This window comes from Micromonospora noduli, from assembly GCF_003264365.1.
GTDB classification, from domain to species: Bacteria; Actinomycetota; Actinomycetes; order Mycobacteriales; family Micromonosporaceae; genus Micromonospora; species Micromonospora noduli.
In genome coordinates, this window is the sequence record NZ_PYAK01000006.1 from 137,681 (window position 1) to 155,634 (window position 17,954).

The window sequence follows — 17,954 nt, forward strand, 5'->3', positions numbered from 1 at the left end:
GCGCTCACGCCACCTCGCGGGCCGGGTCGACGGGGGTGTCGGCGGGGCGTTGCGCGGGGACGGCGGGAGCGGGCGGCGCAGGGCGGACCACGCCCCGGTTCAGGCCGGTGACCAGGAGCCGGTTGTACGAGGCCGGCATGACCCGGGCCAGCAGGTCGGGCAGCTTCGCCGACCAGCCGATCAACACCCGGCCCCGACGCCGCTCGACGCCGCGCAGGATCACCTCGGCGGCCCGCTCCGGCGCGATGGTCAGCAGCTTCTCGAACTGCGCCCGACCGGCCGCGTACTCGTCGTGGGAGACGCCGCTGCCGATCCGGGCGTTCTCGGTGATCCGGGTGCGGATGCCGCCGGGGTGCACCGAGGTCACCCCGATCCCGTCGTCGACCAGCTCGTGGCGCAGCGCCTCGGTGAAGCCGCGTACGGCGAACTTGCTCGCCGCGTACGCGGTCTGCCCGGCCGGCGCGATCAGCCCGAACAGGCTGGATATGTTGACCAGGTGCGCGCCCGGCTCGGCCCGGAGGGTGGGCAGCAGCGCGTGGGTCAGCTGCGCCACGGCCCGGAAGTTGACGTCCATCACCCAGCTGAACTCGTCGAACGTCACCTGGTCGAACCGACCGCCGAGGCCCACGCCGGCGTTGTTGATCAGCAGGCGTACCCGGGGGTGCCGCTGGCCGATCTCCGCGGCCACCTGGGCGGTGGCGGTCTGGTCGGCGAGGTCCACCAGGTACGTGGCGAGGTGACGATCCGGGTGGTCGGCGCGGATCGCGGTGGTGACCGCGTCCAGCCGCTCGGCGTCACGGTCCAGCAGGACCAGATCGCTGCCTCGGCGGGCCAGCGCGTGGGCCAGCGCGGCGCCGATGCCACTGGCCGCCCCGGTGACCACGGCGGTCGCGCCGGCGAAGTCGAACCTCTGCACGATCCTGCTCCTCTGCTGGCGGTTACCGACGCTCGGACGCGACGGGAGGTCGGGTGCGGTCGGGCACGGGCATCTCGCCGGCCCGCGAGAACCGCACCCCCTCGTCGGCGAGCCGGCCGTGCCGCATCAGCAGCACGTCGCGGGCGTAGTTCTGGTGCAGCCGCCACGGCGTGGTCGCACCCTGCTTGGGCAGCGTGTCGACGGCGCGCAGCACGTAGCCGGAGCGCAGGTCGATCAGTGGCACCCGCTCGGCGTCGGGCGGTGGGAGCGGGGTGACGACCTGCTGGCCGGTGCGGTCCAGGTGCCGCAGCAGTCGGCAGACGTAGCCGGCGACCAGGTCGGCCTTGAGCGTCCACGACGCGTTGGTGTAGCCGAGGGTCAGCGCGAAGTTCGGCACGCCGGAGAGCATCATGCCCTTGTAGGCCACGGTGTCCGGCAGGTCGACGTCGACGCCGTCCACCCGCAGCGTCAGACCACCGAGGGCGAGCAGGTTGAGCCCGGTCGCGGTGACCACGATGTCGGCGGGCAGCTGCGCGCCGGAGGCCAGTCGGACACCGTTCGCGGTGAAGGTGTCAATGGTGTCGGTGACCACCGACGCGGTGCCGTCGCGCACCGCCGTGAACAGGTCGCCGTCGGGTGCCACGCAGAGCCGCTGGTCCCACGGGTCGTAGCGGGGCGAGAAGTGCCTGTCGACGTCGTACCCCACCGGGAGCCGGCCCCGCGCGGCCCGGCGCAGCACCCGCTTCACCAGGCCGGGCGCACGCCGGCTGAGCTGGAAGTTGACTGTGGACAGCAGCACGTTCTTCCAGCGCACCACCGGATACGCGGCCTTCGCCGGCAGCCAACGCCGCAATGCGTCGGCCAGGCGGTCGCGGGCGGGCAGCGCCAGAACGTACGTCGGTGAGCGCTGGAGCATTGTCACGTGCGCTGCCCGCTGCGCCATCGCCGGCACCACTGTGACAGCTGTGGCGCCACTGCCGATAACCACCACCCGCTTGCCGGTGTGGTCGAGGTCGTCGGGCCAGTGCTGCGGGTGCACCAGCCGCCCGGCGTACGCCTCGACACCGGGCAGGGGCGGGGTGTAACCCTCGTCGTAGCGGTAGTAGCCGGTGCAGGCGAAGAGGAACGAGCAGGTCAGCACCACGATCTCGGCGGTGTCGGTGCGCTGGGCGTGCACCGTCCAGCGGGCGGTGTCGCTGTCCCACTCGGCACGCAGCACCCGGTGGCGGAAGCGGATGTGCCGCGGCACGTCGTACTCCCGGGCGGTCTCCCGCACGTACTCCCGGATGGTCGTGCCGTCGGCGATGGCCTTCGGCGTGGTCCACGGCTTGAACGAGTAGCCGAGGGTGAACATGTCCGAGTCGGAGCGGATGCCCGGGTAGCGGAACAGGTCCCAGGTGCCGCCTATGGCGTCACGCGCTTCCAGCACCGCGTACGTCTTGTCGGGGCAGTCACGACGAAGGTGGCAGGCGGCGCCGATGCCGGACAGGCCGGCGCCGATGATCAGCACGTCGACGTGGTCGGAGGCCATCGCGTTCCTCCATCCGGGGCGGTGATCGGACCCTAACACCGCACCCGAACGGCCGGAAACTACGCGACAGCCCCTAGTCGGACGCTCGGGTGAAGGTCATGATCCAGTTGGTCTCCCAGGTCTGCTCGCCGTCGACCGAGAACGCCTGCTCCCAGCGGGCGGTGGTCGCGCTGATGCCCGACCAGATGAACCGGCACCGGACCGGGCGCCCCTCGTGCTGGTCGTCGGCGTAGAAGTGGCCGACCCCGTCGACGAAGCGGCCCACCATCGGCGGGAGCCCCAGGACACCGGTGTCGCTGCTCATCCAGTAGATCGACCACTCCTGCCGGACCGGGTCGAAGATCCGGATCGTGGCGCCGGCGGAGCCCTTGGTCGGGAACGTGATCTCGTCGAAGTGACCGCCGCCGGCGAAGAAGCCGTGCGCCACCGACACCCCGGGGAATTCCTCCCACTCGTCGGACCCGACCAGCCGCTTGCGCAGCCGGCGGTTGACGACGTTCCAGGTGCCCACAAAGAAGTCGAAGTCGCCCATCAGCGGCCCACCGGCCCTTCCGCTCGCGTGTCACGCAGATAATTGATCAAATTCGGACTCTCCGGCAGCAGCATGTGCCGGACCCAGGCGGCCCGCTCGTGTTCCAGAACCGCCAACTCCCAGACGCAGCCCACCGCCGGGCGGCCCAGGTGGACGAAGTGTGCCGGGTCGTCGTCGGGACAGTCCAGCGCCGGCTGCCCGGCCGCGGCGACGCGGACCTCCACCGCGTTGTCCCACACCCAGGTGTACGCCAGCAGATAGGCACCGGTGTCCGCGCCCCGGTGCAGCACCACCCACCCGGCGGCCGGGGTGCCGTCGTCGACGATGTCCGCCAGCAGGTCGGGCAGCAGGTCGTACGCGGCCTTCTCCACCTCGGGTTCGATAAGTCGCTCCGGCTGGTCTATGTGGTAGCGCTTGAGTTGCCGGCCGCCGATCAGCACTGGTCCGGGCGTTCGTAAATCCTTGTCGCGAAATGCCATGCCGGGACGGTAGGACGGGTCCCCTGACAACTAGTGTCAGTGAAGTGCGGGCTTCTCGACTTCTCTCCGTCCTGCTGCTGCTCCAGTCGCACGGGCGGCTGACCGCCGCGCAGCTCGCCGAGCGGTTGGCCGTCTCGCCCCGCACCATCTACCGGGACGTCGAGTCGCTGCACGCCGCCGGCATCCCGCTCTACGGCGAGGCCGGGCACACCGGCGGCTACCAACTGGTCGACGGCTGGCGGACCCGGCTGACCGGGCTGACCGCCGAGGAGGCCGACCGGCTGTTCCTCGCCGGGCTGCCCGGCCCCGCCGACGAGTTGGGCTACGGCGACGTGGTGGCGGCCCTGCAACTCAAGCTGCACGCCGCGCTGCCCGCGCCGCTGCGCGACCGGGCGACCCGACTGCAACAGCGCTTCCACCTGGACACTCCCGGGTGGTATGCCGACGGCGACGCCTCCCCCGAGCTGGCTCGCACGGCCGAGGCGGTCTGGCGGCAGCACCGCGTCGAGGTGCGCTACCGCGGCTGGAACGGCGAGGTGACCCGGGTCCTGGAGCCGTACGGCCTGGTGCTCAAGGGCGGCCGTTGGTATGTGGTGGCCGACCAGCCCGGCCGGGGCGCGCCGGCGACCTACCGGGTCAACCAGATCCTCGCGTTGACCCCACTGGCGCAGGAGTTCGACCGACCCGCCGACTTCGACCTGCCGTCCTGGTGGCGGGCGCACGTGGTGCAGTTCCGGGCCCGGCTGCACCGCGACGAGGCCCACGTCCGGCTCTCCCCCGCCGGACGGGAGCGGTTGCGCGAGGTCGGCAGCGACCCGGTGGTGACCGCGATGGACAGCAGCGCCGGGCCACCGGACGCGCGCGGCTGGGTGACCGCGGTACTGCCGATCGAGTCGCTCACCCACGCCCACGGTGACCTGCTGCGCCTCGGTGCCGACGTCGAGGTGCTCACCCCGGTGGCGCTGCGCGAACGGCTGGCCGCCACTGCCGCCGGGCTCGCCGCGCTCTACTCCCCCGCCTGAACAGCCCCGACCGTCTCCACAGTGGAAGGGTCGGGGGCGTCGATTGTCGTCACGGTGTGCCACCCTGGGACGGTCATCAATGGTCACCGGAGGTGAGGGTCACGTTACGGCTACGCGCACTGGTCGCCGTCCCCGGCACCGGGCCGGTGACCCTGGACGTTCCCGCCGGCACGCTCGCCGCCCTGGTGGCGCCGCCCCGGTTCGGCACGGCGGTCGCCCGGGTGCTGGCCGGGCTGGCCCCGCCGGTGACCGGTCGCGTCCTCGTCGGCGACCGGGACGTCACCAGCCTGCCGCCGCCCCGCCGGCAGATCGGCTATGTGCCCGCCGGTGGCGCGCTGCTGCCGCAGCTCACCGTGCGGCGCAACATCGAGTACGGCCAGCGCAAACGCGAACGGGTGCACGAGGTGGCGAACGACTGGACGGCCACAGTGGTCGACCGGCTGGAGTTGGCGCTCTCCCTCGCCCTGCTGCCGCACCAGATCTCCGACGCCCAGCGCTTCCGGGTGGCGCTCGCTCGAGCGGCGGCCTGCCTGCCCGAGGTGATGGTGGTCGACCTGCCGGCCGGTTCGGCGGGCGACAGCCGCCTCGGTGACCTGATGCCTCGTCTCTCGCCGCCGGACGCCCCGGGGGTGGCGGTGCTGGTCTGCACCGCCGACCCGGCGACCCTGGCCGAGATACCGGTGCGGCACGAGCTGGTCACCGAGCCGAGCGAGGCGGCCCGATGAGGCCGGCCGCCCGGGTGAGTCGCCGTACGCTGCTGCGCGCCGCCGCCGCGGGCGCCACCGCCCTGACCGCCGGCTGCTCCGGCGGAACCCGGTCGGTGCAGGTCGCGGTGGTCTGGAGCACCAGCGAGCTGGACCGGTTCCGCGAGGTCGTCGCCGGCTACCCCGCCCAGGTGCAGGTGATCAGCGCCGGTAACGACATCGACGCGTTCCTGCGTGCCCGACACCTCGCCGGCACCAGCCCGGACGTGGCGATCCTGCCGCGCCCCGGCCTGGTCACCGAGTACGCCCAGCGCGGCTGGCTGAGCCCGGTGCGCCCGTCCACCGACTACGCCGTGCGCGTCGAGCTGAGCGATCTGCTGATGACCGAGAGCGAACGCTACGGCGTGTGGGTCAAGGCGGCGCACAAGTCGCTGGTCTGGCACCTGCCCTCCATGCTGCCCGCGCCGCCGACCACCTGGGACGAACTGCTCCAGCGGACCAGGGAGCTCGCCGCGCGCGCTCGACGCGACGGCGGCCCGGTGCCCCTGGCCATCGGCGCCGCGGACGGCTGGGTGCTGACCGACTGGTTCGAGAACGTCCTGGCCGACATGGCACCCGACAGCTACTACGCCCTCGCCCAACAGGGCGCCGACTGGCAGGACAAGCCGGTACGCGACGCCCTGGACCGCCTCGCCGGGCTGTGGAGCATCGACGGCGCGTTCGTCGGCGGCGGCCGTCGTGCCCTGCTCACCCAGTACGAGGAGTCGGTGATCCAGGTGGTGCATGCCCGACGGGCGGTGATGCTCCTCGGAGCCGACTTCACCGCCGACGTCGTCCGTCCATTCCAACGCGGCCCGGAGGCACCTGTCACGTTCCGGTTCCCGGGCGCCCAGCCGGGCGGCGGTCCTCTGATCGTCGGTGGAGACGCGGCGGTAGCGTTCGCCGACGCCCAGGGCGGGGTCGAGCTGGTCGAATGGCTCGCCAGGGCCGACTCGTTCCAGCCGTGGCTACGCCAAGGCGGTTACCTGTCGCCCAACACCAATGTCTCGATCACCAGCTACACCGACGGCGTCGGCAAGCAACTCGCCACGGAGATGCGGGCCCCCGGCACCCTGCGTTTCGACCTTTCCGACCAACTGCGCGGGGCGTTCACCGGCTCGGACGGGGTCGGGATCTGGCGGATCATGCAGGGTTTCTTCGCCGACGTCACCGACGGGGTCCCTGCCAGCGAGGCGATCCGCCGGGCCACCGGCCTGCTCGCCGCGGCGGCCCGCAGCGTGGGGGGCGGTCGATGAGCCAGGTGCGGGTCCTCGGCGAGCTGGCGGTCCTCGACGACGTCGGTCCGGCCCGACGGGGTCGGGCCTATCCGGCGGCGGGGGCCACGTCGGCCCTGCTGCTGCCGGCCGCGGTGCTGCTCGGCGGGCTGGTCCTGTGGCCGGTGCTGCGGACCATGCACGCCAGCGTCACCACCGACGGTCGCTGGGTCGGCGCGGCGCACTTCCGGACCGCGCTCGCCGCCCCGGGCACCGGCGCGGTGGTCGGCAGGACGGTCCTCTGGGCCCTGCTGGTGCCGGCGGTGGTGACGGCACTGGGCTATCTGCTCGCCGCCGCGTCGCGCCGCTCCCAGGAGGGCGGCCTGGTCCGGTTGATCCTCCTGGTGCCGGTGGCGTTGCCGCTGGTCGTCACCGGGGTCACCTTCCGGCTGATGTACGACCCGGACCCGAGCCGGGGGCTGGCCACACTGGTCGCGACCCGACTGACCGGCCGCCCGGTCGAGGACGCGCCGCAGTTGCTCGGGCCGGGGATGGTCACCGTCGCGTTGATGTCGGCGTTCGTCTGGGCCTGGGTCGGGTTGGCGGTGCTGGTCTTCCGGTCCGCGCTGGACGCGGTGCCGCCGAGCCTCGCCGACGCGGTCCGCGCCTACGGCGGTACGCGTCGCCACGTGCTGTGGGACGCGCAGTGGCGGCCACTGTTACTGCGGACGACCGCTGTGGTCTTCGCGTTGGTGGCGGTCGGCACCAGCCGCACGTTCGATTTGATCCTGGTGATGACCCCCGGCTCGGTCCGCGACGAGGCCTCGGTGCTGGCGCTGCGGATCTGGCAGACGTCCGGGGGCACCACCACCACCGGCGACGGCGCCGCGCTCGGCGTGGTGTGGCTGGTGGCGGTGATCGGCGGAATCATGGTGGCCGCGCTCTTCGTCCGGCAGGCCTGGCCCCCGCCGCGCGTCGAGGCGGCACCGGAGCCCGCCCCGCTCGCCCCGCCCCGGCGGGTGTTCCGGCTGCTCGCGGCGGGTGCCGCGATCGCCTGGCTGGTGCCGCTGGCGGTGCTGGTCGCCACGTCGGCGCACGGCCGGGTGGACGCCGCCGCGCGAGGCTGGTGGTCGGCGCCGCCGAATGGCGAGTCCTACCGCGACCTGGTCACCGGCACCGAGCTGTGGCGCACGTTGGGCTTCACCCTGCTGCTGGCCACCGCGGTGACCGCCACGGTGCTGGTGGTCGCGCTGCTGGCCGCGTACCCGTTGGCCTGGTTGACCGGGCCGGCCGCGCAGGCCACCGGGCTGCTGCTGCTGGCGGCCAGCGTCGTGCCGATCCAGGTCATCGCCGGGCCGGTCAACGAGGTGCTGGGCCTGGTGCTCTCCTCCGGCACTGCCCAGGGCCTGGCCCTGGTGCACATCGCGCTGGGCGTGCCGTTCGCGGTGCTGGTGCTGCGCAACGCGTTCGCCGACCTGCCGGTGGAGCAGGTCCGCGACGCCCGGTTGGGCGGGCGTCGGTGGTGGCACACCCTGCGCCGGTTGGCCCGGCACAACCTGTCGGCGGTGGTGGCGGTCTCCGTTCTGGAGTTCGTCCAGGTCTGGAACGACCTGGTGGTGGGGCGGCTGTTCGGTGGGCCGGGGTCGTCGCCGCTCGGGCCGTTCCTGGCCGAGCAGACCCGCAGCTTCGTGAGCAACAGTGGGGCGTTGGCCGCCAGCTCGGTGCTCGCCTCGGTGCTGCCGGTGGTGCTGGTGGTCCTCTCGCGACGGCACCTGGTCGCCGGGCTCGTCTCCGGGGGTGTGCGGTGATCGGGCCGGGTGGTTCGCGTGGCGGCTCGCGCTGGCCGGCGCTGATCGCGATCGGCGGCGTGGTCGGCAGCGTCCTCGCCAACGTGGCCAGCAACCTGGCCGGCAATGTCCTCTCCGAGCTGGCGGCCAGCGTGCTCGGGCCGGTGACCATGGTCCTGGCCTCCGGCGGCGTCATCGGTTACGTGGTGTACGAGGTGCGCCGCCGCCGCGCCGGCCGGGAGGTCGACCCCGAGCCGACGGAGGTGCTCACCACCCCCGCCGCCGGGGCGCCCAATCTGCCCTACACGGCCGAGTTCACCGGTCGTGAGGAGCACGTCGACGCGCTTGTCGGTCTCCTCGCCCGGGAGCACGCGGTGGCGGTTCTGGGCCGACGCGCGGTGGGCACCTCCGCGTGCGCGGTGCAGGCCGCGAACGAGTGCCGGGAGGATTTCCCCGACGGGCAGTACTACCTGGACCTGCGGCGGCGCGGCCGACCCCGCTCGGCCCGGCAGGTGCTCACCGCGCTGGCCCGGATCCTGGGCACCGCCCCGCCGACCTCCGGCCGGCCGGACGCGCTCGCCGCCACCGCCGACGCGCTGCGCGGTCAGCTCGACGGTCGCAAGATCGTGCTCGTGCTGGACAACGTGGACCGTCCCGACCAGGTCCGGCCACTGTTGCCGCCCACCGCCCGCACCTGCCGCCTGCTGCTCGCCGGTGGTCCGGCGCTGGTCGGTCTAGAGGGTGTGGTCGCGCACTGGATCGCCGAACCGGGCACGTCCGAGGCGGTGGAGCTGTTCGCGACGGCGGGCGGGGCCGCGCCCGCCGCCCGGGTCCGTCGCGCCGACCCGCGCACCGATCCAGCGGTACGCGAGATCGTCGACCTGTGCGGGCGGCAACCGCGTACCGTCCGCGCGCTCGGTTACCGCACCGCTCAGCACGGCTGGCGGCACTCCGACGTGCTGGACGCGCTGCGCCGCGCCGTGCAGACGCCACCGCACCAGCGGCTCGCCGTCTCACCAGCGGCCCGCCTGGTCACCGAACGGGACATCGCTTACCGGGTGTTGCCCCGCCAGGCCCGACGGTTGTACCGGCTGATGTCGCTGGTCCCCGCCCCGGTGGACCGGCCCACCATCGCCGCGCTGGCCGGACGGCACCCCGAGCTGGTGACCGCACTGCTCGACCGGTTGGCCGCGGCGGCGTTCGTGGTCGGCGCGCCCGGCGACCGGTACGAGATTCGCCCCCTACTGGCCGGCAGCGCCCGACTGCACCTGCGGGACGCGGATCCGGTCCGGGCCCGGGTCGCCGCGCAGGCCCGACTGACCCGGCACCTGGCCCGCCGGGCCGAACGGCACGCGGCCAACCTGGCGGTGCTCGGCTCCGCGGGGGACCGGGAGTGGTCACTGCCGCTGGACGACGACCCGTACGGCTGGTTCGACCTGCACCAGGAGCTGCTGCTGGCGGTGGTGCGGGTGCCGGCCGGCGCGAAGGAGACACTGCCCCGCCGGGTCCGTCGGTGGTGGTTCCGGTTGGCAGTGGCGCTGTGTGGGTGGCTGGCGTACGCCGAACGGCTCGACGAGTGGGAGCAGGTCTGCCGCACCGTGCTGGCCACCCCGACCGCCGACGACCGTCCGGAGATCGCCGGGTGGGCGCACAACGAGCTGGGGGTGCTGCGTCGACGCCGGCACGACCCGCAGGGGGCGGCGGCCGCGCTCACCCTCGCGGTCAACGAGCGGGGGCGGCGGGGCAACGCCCAGGCGCGGATGAACCTCGGCCTGGCCCTGCTCGACCTGGGGCAGCTCGACGACGCGGTGGAGCACCTGGAGATGTCGCGTCGACACCGCTCCGGCGCCGACCGGGCCGGGCACGCCCTCACCGAGCTGGGCCTGGGCGCGGCCCAACTGGCGCGGGGCGAACCGGACACCGCGCACCACCACCTGGTGCGGGCGGCCAACACGTTCCGGTCGGTGGGCGACGCGCGCGGGTACGCGGCGGCGCTGACGAACCTGGTGCTGGTGCACGCGGCGCTCGGCGAGCACCTGGACGCCGCCCAGGCGTGGCGGGCCGCACTGCGCGAGTACGAGTCGGTCAACGACCAGACCAGCCGGGCGACAGCGCTGCTCAACGCCGGGGCGACGCTGCTGAGCAGCACCCCGGGGCAGGCGCGGACGGCGTACGAGCTGCTGGCCGAGAGCCGCCGGCTGCGCGAGGAGACCCGGCCGACCGCCGGGCTGGCGCGTACCCTGCTCTACCTGGGTGACGCCTGCGCCGCGCTGGGCGAGCCGGCCGACGCGCGGCAGCACTGGGCGGACGCGGCGGCGGTGGCCGAGGAGGTCGCCGACGCCCAGGGGTTGGCCGCCGCCGACGCCCGCCTCGAAGACGATGCTAGCGACCGCGTGACGTAGGTCGCCCACGGTGGCCGCTGGCACAGGTCTGGGAGACTGGACTTTAGATTTGCTTTGTTACTCATTGTTGCCTAAAGCGAGCAATTATGGGCGGGTTTTATTGCATTTCGGAGTTCGCGGAACGCATTGGTCGTTCCGCGAGCACGGTGCGCCGATGGGAAGCTGAGGGCCGGATTGTCGCCAGACGAACCCCCACCGGCCAGCGGTACTTCGACGAGTCCGATGTGTGCGCCGTGCTCACTCCCGGTTTTTCGCGAGACGACCGGAAGGTGATCGTTTACTGTCGGGTGTCTTCCGCCGGACAGCGCGACGACCTTGCGTCGCAGCGCACCGCCATGGAGACGTTCTGCCTAGCCCGAGGGCTGGCCGTGCACGAGTGGGTCAGTGAGATCGGCGGTGGTATGGATTTGCTGCGGCCCAAGCTTCTCAACGTCATGAGCCGAGTAAAGGCCGGGCAGGTGTCGACGCTGGTCATCGCCCACGAGGACCGCGATGGCCGACATCACCGCCAGCCGGGAGTCGGCGAAGGCGGTGGTACGTCGGGCGGTTGGGCGTCATACCGCAGACCCCGCCGCGCGCAGACGGCTGTTGGGGCTGCTCAAGACCAACAAATGGTCCGGCGACGCATATCTGGCCCGGCAGATGCGCAAGCACTGGCGGCGCGGGCACAACCACACCCACAACCAAATCGTGGTGCGCGCCGACAAGCACCACACCCATGTCGACGGCAACGGCCTTCTGTGGCTGGCCGTGCCGGGGCTCGTGCGGCGTCAGCTCGTGCGTATCCCGCTGAATACCACCGTCGCGCCGAGGGGCACGCTGCGGCTGATCCTGCGCGGCGACCGGGTCGAGGTCCACTACCAGATCGACGCCGCCACCATGAAGACCTCACAGCGTCCGTGCGGCGGAGCGACGATCGGCGTTGACAAAGGCTACACGGAGGTACTGACCGACTCCGACGGCAACCACCACGGCGCACGCCTCGGTCGGTTACTGACAACAGAGTCGGATCGGATCAAGGAACGCAACCGCCGCCGGGCGAAGCTGCGTTCGATCGCCAACAACGCCGCCCGACGCGGCGACCGGGCCAAGGCGGACCGGATCAGCCAGAACAACCTGGGCACCGTCAAGCGTGACCGGCAGGCCGCCCGCCACCGGGCACAGGTCCGCACGGAGATCTTCACCGCTGTACATCGAGTCGTCGACAAGGCCATCGTCGTCGTGGCCGAAGACCTCACCAAGACCTTCGCCGGGCGTAAACCGCTCGGCAGGGACACCAACCGACGCCTCGCCGCGTGGACCAAAGGAGTCACCGCCGAGGCGCTGGCCAGCGTGTCGGAGCGCAGAGGTTCTGCGCTCGTGCACGTCAACGCCGCCTACACCTCACAAGTCTGTCACCGCTGCGGCTGCCTCGGCCGCCGCGCCGGGGACCGGCTTCACTGCACTGTGTGCGGGGTGGTGTGGCAGGCCGACGTGAACGCCGCGATCAACGTCCTGCAACGACACGGTGACCCCGACATCACCCTGCGCACCCCGCATAACTTGGTGAAGCAGATCGTGCAGACACGGGCCGATCGCCACCGGAGCAGACTGCCGCTCCCGGACTCCAGCCCAGCCCTGCTGAGCGGAGAGCGAATCATCCCGAAGTCTCACCCCGATCAGGTGTGAGCAACAAGAAGGAAGCAGACTCTGTGATCGTGGACGCGCTATCGGTACGGGGACTCAGTCGCAACTTCGGCAACCTGGTCGTGCTCGACGAGGTGAGCTTCACGCTCCCGGCGGGCCGGATCGCTGTGGTGCTGGGCCCGAATGGCAGCGGCAAGACGACTCTGCTGCGCTGTGTCGTCGGCGCTGACCGGCCGGACGCGGGTGAGGTGCTGGTGCAGGGCCGCCGGGCCGACGAGACCGATCCTCAGGTGCGTGCGCTGGTGGCGGCCGCCCTGGACGACATCGATTTCTTCCCCGACCTGTCGGTGGTCGAGCACCTGGAGTTGGTCGCGTACGCCCACGGGGGTGACGCCGAGCCGGTCGAGGAGGTCCTCGCCGAGCTGGGTCTGGAGCCGGCCCGCGACCAACTGCCGGTGACGCTGTCCAGCGGGCAGCGCCGTCGACTGGCGCTGGCGTCCTGTTTCGTCCGGCCCCGCCGGGTGCTGATCCTGGACGAGCCCGAGCAGCGGCTGGACGTCCGCGGGCGACAGTGGCTCGCCGACCGACTCCTGCGGGAACGGGCGGCGGGCACGGCCGTGCTGCTGGCCTCGCACGACCCGGAGCTGATCGACGCGGTGGTCGACGAGCGCATCGAGATCGGCAAGTGACCGCGGCGGCGGCCACGATCGCGGACACCCCGGCCGGGGTGCCGACCGCCCGGCAGGTGCGAACACACCTGCGCAAGGCCCGCAGCCGGCACCATGACCATTCCCTCGGTGACGTGCTCGGCGACGCGTACGTCATGGTCCTGTTCGTGGGCATGTACGGCTGGTTCGCCATCAGCGCCAGCCGTGACCTGCTGGACTCCCCCACCGTGGGGCAGGCCGAGCCGGGGGTGCGGTGGTGGCTGGCGGTCGCCGCGCTGCTGGCCAGCGCGGGGCTCGCCTGGCGTGGTCTGCGCGCGCTCGGCCCGCTGCTGGTCACCCCGGCGACGCAGAGCTGGGCGACCAGCGCGCCCATCGACCGGCGGGCCTGGTTGGCGCCGCGCTTCGTCCTGTTGCTGCTGGGCGCGGCGGCCGGATCCGCGGCGCTCGGAGTGGCAGTGGCGGCACTCGGTGGGGTCAGCGAACCGTCCGCCCTGGGCTGGGCGGCGGCGGCCGGCGCGGGGTGGGGCGCGGCCGCGCTGGCGCTCAGCGTCGTCGCCCAGAGCAGCCGATCGGGGCGACGCTGGCCGACGGTGGTCGGGGCGGCGCCGATGGTGGCGGCGGCCGTGATCACCGCCCTGGTGGTGCTCGTCGGTCGCCTCGGCGACGGGCTGCCCCGGCCGGCGACGACACCGACCGTCGCGTTGTTCGCCGCCGCGGTGCCCCTCGCGGGCGTCGGCATGATCCTCGCGGTACGCGCGCTGCCCCGGGTCGACCGGGCCACCCTGACCACCGGCGCGCAGTTCGCCAACGCCGCCGCCACGGCCACGATCCTGCTGGATCCGAGCCTGCTCGCCGGCCTGGTGGAGAGCCGCCGCTGGCGCCGGATCGGCCGGGTCCGCAGCCGCCGGTTCCGGCCCGGCCCCGGTTGGTGGGCGCTGCTCCAGGCCGACGTACGCCGGTTGCGCCGTCATCCGAGCGCCGTGCTGATCTGGGCGGCGCTTATCGGGGTGCAGTACGCTGCCGCGCTCGCCCTGCCCGGGTTGGCCGGGGCCGCGCAGGTGGTCTTCGCGTACCTCGCCGCCAACCGGCTGACCGGCGGTCTGCGGTCGGTCAGCCGCTCACCCGGGCTGCGTCGGGCGCTCGGTGGCAGCGACAACCTGCTGCGCGGGATCCACGTGGTGGTGCCGGCTGTCGGCGCGGGCCTGTGGTGGTTGCTGACCCTGCCGACCGTCGACCCGGGGCCGGCCTGGCTGGCGCCGACGCTGGCGCTCGGGGTGGTGGCCGCCGCGTTCCGGGCCGGCACCCGCCCGCCGGTCAACTACGGCGGCGCGACGGTCAACACACCGTTCGGGATGATCCCGATCGACCTGATGCGTCAGGGGTCACGGGGGCCAGCGCTGCTCGCCGTGCTGGTCCTCGTCCAGCTGTTCCTGGGCTGAGCCGGCTCATCCGCCAGTCGAACCGGGGCCCGATCACGGCACCACCCGCTGTCGTTTCCGTCCAAGACAGCGCCGCGACCGCGCTCTAGCGTGGACCCGGCAGCCCGCTTTCGAGCATGAGGAGACAACACAATGCGTGACCTGGTCTACACCGGTTTCATGTCGCTCGACGGCGTCGTGGACTCGCCCGGCGGCGGGCCGGGTGAGGAGCACCGCAGCGGCGGTTGGGTGTTCAAGGATCTTGAGTTCGTCCCGGAGGCCTGGTCGCTGAAGGGCGAGGAACTCGCTGACACGACGGCGTTGATGTTCGGCCATCGCAGCTACGAGGCGTTCGCGCCGGTCTGGCCCGGTTCGGAGGACCACGCCGACTACAAGGACCTGCCCAAGTACGTGGTGTCGAGCACGCTGTCCGACGACGCGCTCGTCGACGGGTGGGGGCCGACGACGATCCTGCGCTCGACCGGGGACGTCGCCGCGCTCAAGCAGGGCGAGGGCGGGGCGATCTTCATCCACGGCAGCGCGGAGCTGGCCCGGCGGCTGTCCGATGAGGGGCTGATCGACCAGTACAACCTGCTCGTCTTCCCCGTGCTGCTCGGTGCCGGCAAGAGCCTGTTCGGCCGGGCCGACCGCGACAAGCACATGCTGACGCTGCGGGAGTCGGAGAGTTACTCCAACGGGATCCTCAAGGTGATCTACGACGTCAAGCGCTGATCCAGGTCGAGGGCTATGGCGCCGCCGGTGCCCTCCCGCAGCTGCCGGACGGTGCGTCCGACGTAGGAGCGCAGTGCCCGGGCCAGGTGCGGCTCGTCGAAGTAGTCGAGCTTGGCGACCACGTCGGCGGCCGGGTCGCCGGTAGCCAGCAGCTCCGCCGCCGTACGGGCCCGCTCGATCTGGCGGACCGCGCCGCGCGTCAGGCCAGTCGCGGCGCGGAACCGACGTTCGACGGTACGCCCCGAGACGGCCGGACGGTGGCCGCGCAGCAGCTCGGCGACGAGCAGGTCACGGACCACGGTCCCGGCGCGGACGAGGCTGTCGACCAGGGCCTCGGCGTCGTCGGGGCCGGGCATCTCCCAGCGCGCGCCGTCCAGTCGGAACGTCCGGCGCGTGGTGTCGGGGAGCTCGATGCCGCCGTCGACCAGCGTCGGCGTGGGCAGAGCCCGCAACGAGGTGCCGACGGCGAACTCGATGCCGGTGAAGGCCGCGCCCTCCGGCACCGGCGCCGTGCCGGTCCGGGTCTCGGGACCGGTGATGCTCGCGTACGTCCGGCCAGCCTGCTCCCAGAACACCAGGCCCCAACGCACCCCTGCCACGGACGTCATAGTGGTGACCTGCTCGCTCGTGCAGGTCCACACGGTGTCGACCCATGGCGAGTCGGACCCGCGCGTCTCGAACCGCAGTCCCACTGGCGAAGGATACGCCGGCGAGCACGCTGGACCGGGTGCTCCTAGCCGGAGCCGAGCGCGGCGGCGACAGCGGCGACGCCGTCCTCGATCTCGGTGGGCGTACGGGCCGCGTAGCCGAGCACCAGGCCGGGCCGGTACGGCCGCTGGCAGTGCCAGGACAGCGGTTGCACCTTCACCCCGCGCGCCAGCGTCGCCGCCGCCAGCTCGGTGTCGACCACTGTGTCGTCCAGCGTGATCATGAGGTGCAGGCCGGCGGCGGCGCCGTGCACCGTCGCCGACGGCAGCACGCGGGTCAGCGCGGCGATCATGGCGTCCCGCCGGCGGATGTGTCGGCGACGCAGCAGCCGCAGATGCCGCTCGAAGGCGCCGGAGGTCATCAGCTCCGCCAGCACCAGTTGCGGTAGCACCGCGTTGCCCAGGTCGGCGTTGCGCTTGGCGGCGACCACGGCCTCGCGCAGCCGCGTCGGCACGAGCAGCCAGCCGACCCGCAGGGCGGGGGCGAGCAGCTTGGAGACGCTGCCGGCGTAGCAGACCTGCTCGGGCAGCAGGCCACGCAGCGCCGGCACCGGAGGACGGTCGTAGCGGTGTTCGGCGTCGTAGTCGTCCTCGATGATCAGACCGCCGGTCCGCGCCCAGGCGACGAGTTGGCGGCGGCGGTCGCCGTCGAGCACCACACCGGTCGGAAACTGGTGCGCGGGGGTGAGCATCACGGCCGGTACGCCGCTGGCGCTCAGCTCCTCGACCCGCAGCCCGGCGTCGTCGACGCTGATCGGCGGGGTGTCCATCCGCCAGTTGTTCAGGTGCTGGCGCACCCCGAGCGAGCCCGGGTCCTCGACGGCGATCCGGTGGACGCTGGCATCGGTGAGTGCCTGGGCGAGCAGCCCGAGCGCCTGGGAGACGCCGGCCACGATGATCACCTCGGCGGGGTCGACGCTGATGCCACGGTTACGGGCCAGCCAGGCGGCGACTGCCTGTCGCAGCGCGGGCGTGCCGCAGGGGTCGCCGTAGCCGAGGTCGGCCGCGGCGAGGCGGCGCAGCACGCTCCGTTCGGCGCGCAGCCAGTCCGCACGGGGAAAGGCGGCCAGATCGGGTACGCCGGGCGTCAGGTCGATCGTCGCGTGCGCCGCGCGTACCGCGTCGAAGATGTCGGTGCCCGGTGCCGGCGGGAAGGTCGTGACCGGTGCCGGCGCGGCGGCCGCTGTGGGTGTGGGGGCGGCCGGCGCGGCGACGACGATCGTGCCGGCCCGGCCCCGGCCGGCGATGTGCCCCTCCTCGGTCAGGCGCTGGTACGCCTCGGTGACCACGCCCCGGGAGACACCGAGGTCGGCGGCGAGCACCCGGGTCGGGGGCAGCCGGTCACCGACCGGCACCCGTCCTTCGGCGATGGCCTGCCGCAGCCGGTCGGTCAGCCAGGCGGCGCGCCCGCCCGGGGTCGCGTCGGTGATGGTCAGGTGCAGGAAGTCGGACCCGGCAGATATGGACCTCTCGGACGCGGTCGCTTTGGCTCTGCCCATCGGACCATTGTGGCAGCAGAGTGAGCAGGAGCCAGACCTGCCAACTCCGTCGGAGGACGATCATGACCATCCCGTTCCTGATCACCACGCTGATCGTGGTGGTCACCCCCGGCACCGGGGTGATCTTCACGCTCTCCGCCGGCCTGTCGCGGGGTGCGCGGGCCGGGGTGCTGGCGGCATTCGCCTGCACGCTGGGGACGTTGCCGCATCTGCTGGCCGCGATGACCGGGCTGGCCGCGCTGATGCAGACCAGCGCCGTGGCGTTCGAGACCGTCCGCTACCTCGGCGTCGGCTACCTGCTCTACCTGGCCTGGTCCATGGCGCGCGACCGTGACGCCTTCGCGGTGACCACCGACGCCCCGCCCCGCTCGGCGATCCGGGTGATCGTCTCCGGGGTGCTGGTCAATCTGCTCAACCCGAAGCCGACGATGTTCTTCGTCGCGTTCCTGCCGCAGTTCGTGGACACCACGGCACCCGGCTCGACCCGGGCGATGCTCGGCTGCGGCGCGGTGTTCATGCTGCTCACCTTCGTGGTGTTCAGCGGCTACGGCATTTTCGCGGCCCGGGTACGCGACCGGGTGCTGACCCGACCCCGGGTCACCGACTGGCTGCGCCGATCCGCCGCCGGCACGTTCGTCGCGCTCGGCCTGACCCTCGCCCTCACCGAACGATAGGACC

The 17,954-nt window shown here is 72.7% G+C and carries 16 protein-coding genes and 1 pseudogene; 11 read left to right on the forward strand and 6 right to left on the reverse strand.

Translation table 11 applies throughout. From position 1 onward, the window contains the following. Positions 1-4: 4 nt before the first annotated feature. From GUI43_RS07205 to GUI43_RS07220, 4 genes are all read right to left on the reverse strand, one after another. Positions 5-916: an SDR family NAD(P)-dependent oxidoreductase gene (locus tag GUI43_RS07205; protein WP_112698388.1), complete on the reverse strand. Its 912-nt coding sequence runs from the start codon at positions 914-916 to the stop codon at positions 5-7. A 22-nt stretch (positions 917-938) separates the two neighbouring features. Further along, positions 939-2,447, reverse strand: a complete 1,509-nt coding sequence (locus tag GUI43_RS07210; protein WP_112698389.1) for a flavin-containing monooxygenase — start codon at positions 2,445-2,447, stop codon at positions 939-941. Between the two features lie 73 nt (positions 2,448-2,520). Then, positions 2,521-2,979 carry a hypothetical protein gene (locus GUI43_RS07215; RefSeq protein ID WP_112587674.1) on the reverse strand — a complete coding sequence of 153 codons (459 nt, stop codon included), beginning with the start codon at positions 2,977-2,979 and terminating at the stop codon, positions 2,521-2,523. Beyond that, positions 2,979-3,458, reverse strand: a complete 480-nt coding sequence (locus GUI43_RS07220) for a hypothetical protein (protein WP_112698390.1) — start codon at positions 3,456-3,458, stop codon at positions 2,979-2,981. Before GUI43_RS07220 ends, GUI43_RS07215 begins: the two co-directional genes overlap by 1 nt. Positions 3,459-3,502: 44 nt before the next feature. On the opposite strand from GUI43_RS07220, the gene GUI43_RS07225 reads away from it, so the two are divergent. From GUI43_RS07225 to GUI43_RS07270, 10 genes and pseudogenes are all read left to right on the forward strand, one after another. Then, complete coding sequence (locus tag GUI43_RS07225) at positions 3,503-4,480, forward strand: helix-turn-helix transcriptional regulator (RefSeq protein WP_112698391.1); 978 nt, start codon at positions 3,503-3,505, stop codon at positions 4,478-4,480. A gap of 92 nt (positions 4,481-4,572) precedes the next feature. Next, positions 4,573-5,205, forward strand: a complete 633-nt coding sequence (locus GUI43_RS07230) for an ATP-binding cassette domain-containing protein (protein ID WP_167457778.1) — start codon at positions 4,573-4,575, stop codon at positions 5,203-5,205. Further along, positions 5,202-6,479: an extracellular solute-binding protein gene (locus tag GUI43_RS07235; RefSeq protein ID WP_112698392.1), complete on the forward strand. Its 1,278-nt coding sequence runs from the start codon at positions 5,202-5,204 to the stop codon at positions 6,477-6,479. Before GUI43_RS07230 ends, GUI43_RS07235 begins: the two co-directional genes overlap by 4 nt. Further along, on the forward strand, positions 6,476-8,245 hold the full coding sequence (locus GUI43_RS07240; protein ID WP_170158693.1) for an ABC transporter permease: 1,770 nt from the start codon (positions 6,476-6,478) through the stop codon (positions 8,243-8,245). The genes GUI43_RS07235 and GUI43_RS07240 overlap by 4 nt, the downstream gene beginning before the upstream one ends. Then, positions 8,242-10,626, forward strand: a complete 2,385-nt coding sequence (locus GUI43_RS07245; RefSeq protein WP_112698394.1) for a tetratricopeptide repeat protein — start codon at positions 8,242-8,244, stop codon at positions 10,624-10,626. Before GUI43_RS07240 ends, GUI43_RS07245 begins: the two co-directional genes overlap by 4 nt. Positions 10,627-10,712: 86 nt before the next feature. Next, a pseudogene (locus GUI43_RS35100) lies at positions 10,713-11,105 on the forward strand (recombinase family protein); the annotation flags it as partial. A 13-nt stretch (positions 11,106-11,118) separates the two neighbouring features. Beyond that, positions 11,119-12,294 carry an RNA-guided endonuclease TnpB family protein gene (locus GUI43_RS07255; RefSeq protein WP_249037674.1) on the forward strand — a complete coding sequence of 392 codons (1,176 nt, stop codon included), beginning with the start codon at positions 11,119-11,121 and terminating at the stop codon, positions 12,292-12,294. A gap of 29 nt (positions 12,295-12,323) precedes the next feature. After that, entirely contained in the window at positions 12,324-12,941 is a 618-nt protein-coding gene (locus tag GUI43_RS07260; protein ID WP_225855085.1) for an ABC transporter ATP-binding protein, read from the forward strand. Next, positions 12,938-14,359: a DUF6297 family protein gene (locus tag GUI43_RS07265; RefSeq protein ID WP_112698397.1), complete on the forward strand. Its 1,422-nt coding sequence runs from the start codon at positions 12,938-12,940 to the stop codon at positions 14,357-14,359. The genes GUI43_RS07260 and GUI43_RS07265 overlap by 4 nt, the downstream gene beginning before the upstream one ends. A 132-nt stretch (positions 14,360-14,491) precedes the next feature. After that, on the forward strand, positions 14,492-15,070 hold the full coding sequence (locus GUI43_RS07270; protein WP_112698398.1) for a dihydrofolate reductase family protein: 579 nt from the start codon (positions 14,492-14,494) through the stop codon (positions 15,068-15,070). Here the strand turns inward: GUI43_RS07270 and GUI43_RS07275 are convergent. Then, the gene (locus tag GUI43_RS07275) at positions 15,052-15,762 is read right to left on the reverse strand and encodes a helix-turn-helix domain-containing protein (protein ID WP_112698399.1); all 711 of its coding nucleotides are present in this window, start codon (positions 15,760-15,762) and stop codon (positions 15,052-15,054) included. The genes GUI43_RS07270 and GUI43_RS07275 overlap by 19 nt on opposite strands. A gap of 41 nt (positions 15,763-15,803) precedes the next feature. Then, entirely contained in the window at positions 15,804-17,276 is a 1,473-nt protein-coding gene (pdxR, locus tag GUI43_RS07280) for a MocR-like pyridoxine biosynthesis transcription factor PdxR (protein ID WP_112698400.1), read from the reverse strand. Positions 17,277-17,338: 62 nt separating this feature from the next. On the opposite strand from pdxR, the gene GUI43_RS07285 reads away from it, so the two are divergent. Further along, positions 17,339-17,950: a LysE family translocator gene (locus tag GUI43_RS07285; protein ID WP_112698401.1), complete on the forward strand. Its 612-nt coding sequence runs from the start codon at positions 17,339-17,341 to the stop codon at positions 17,948-17,950. Positions 17,951-17,954 lie beyond the last annotated feature (4 nt).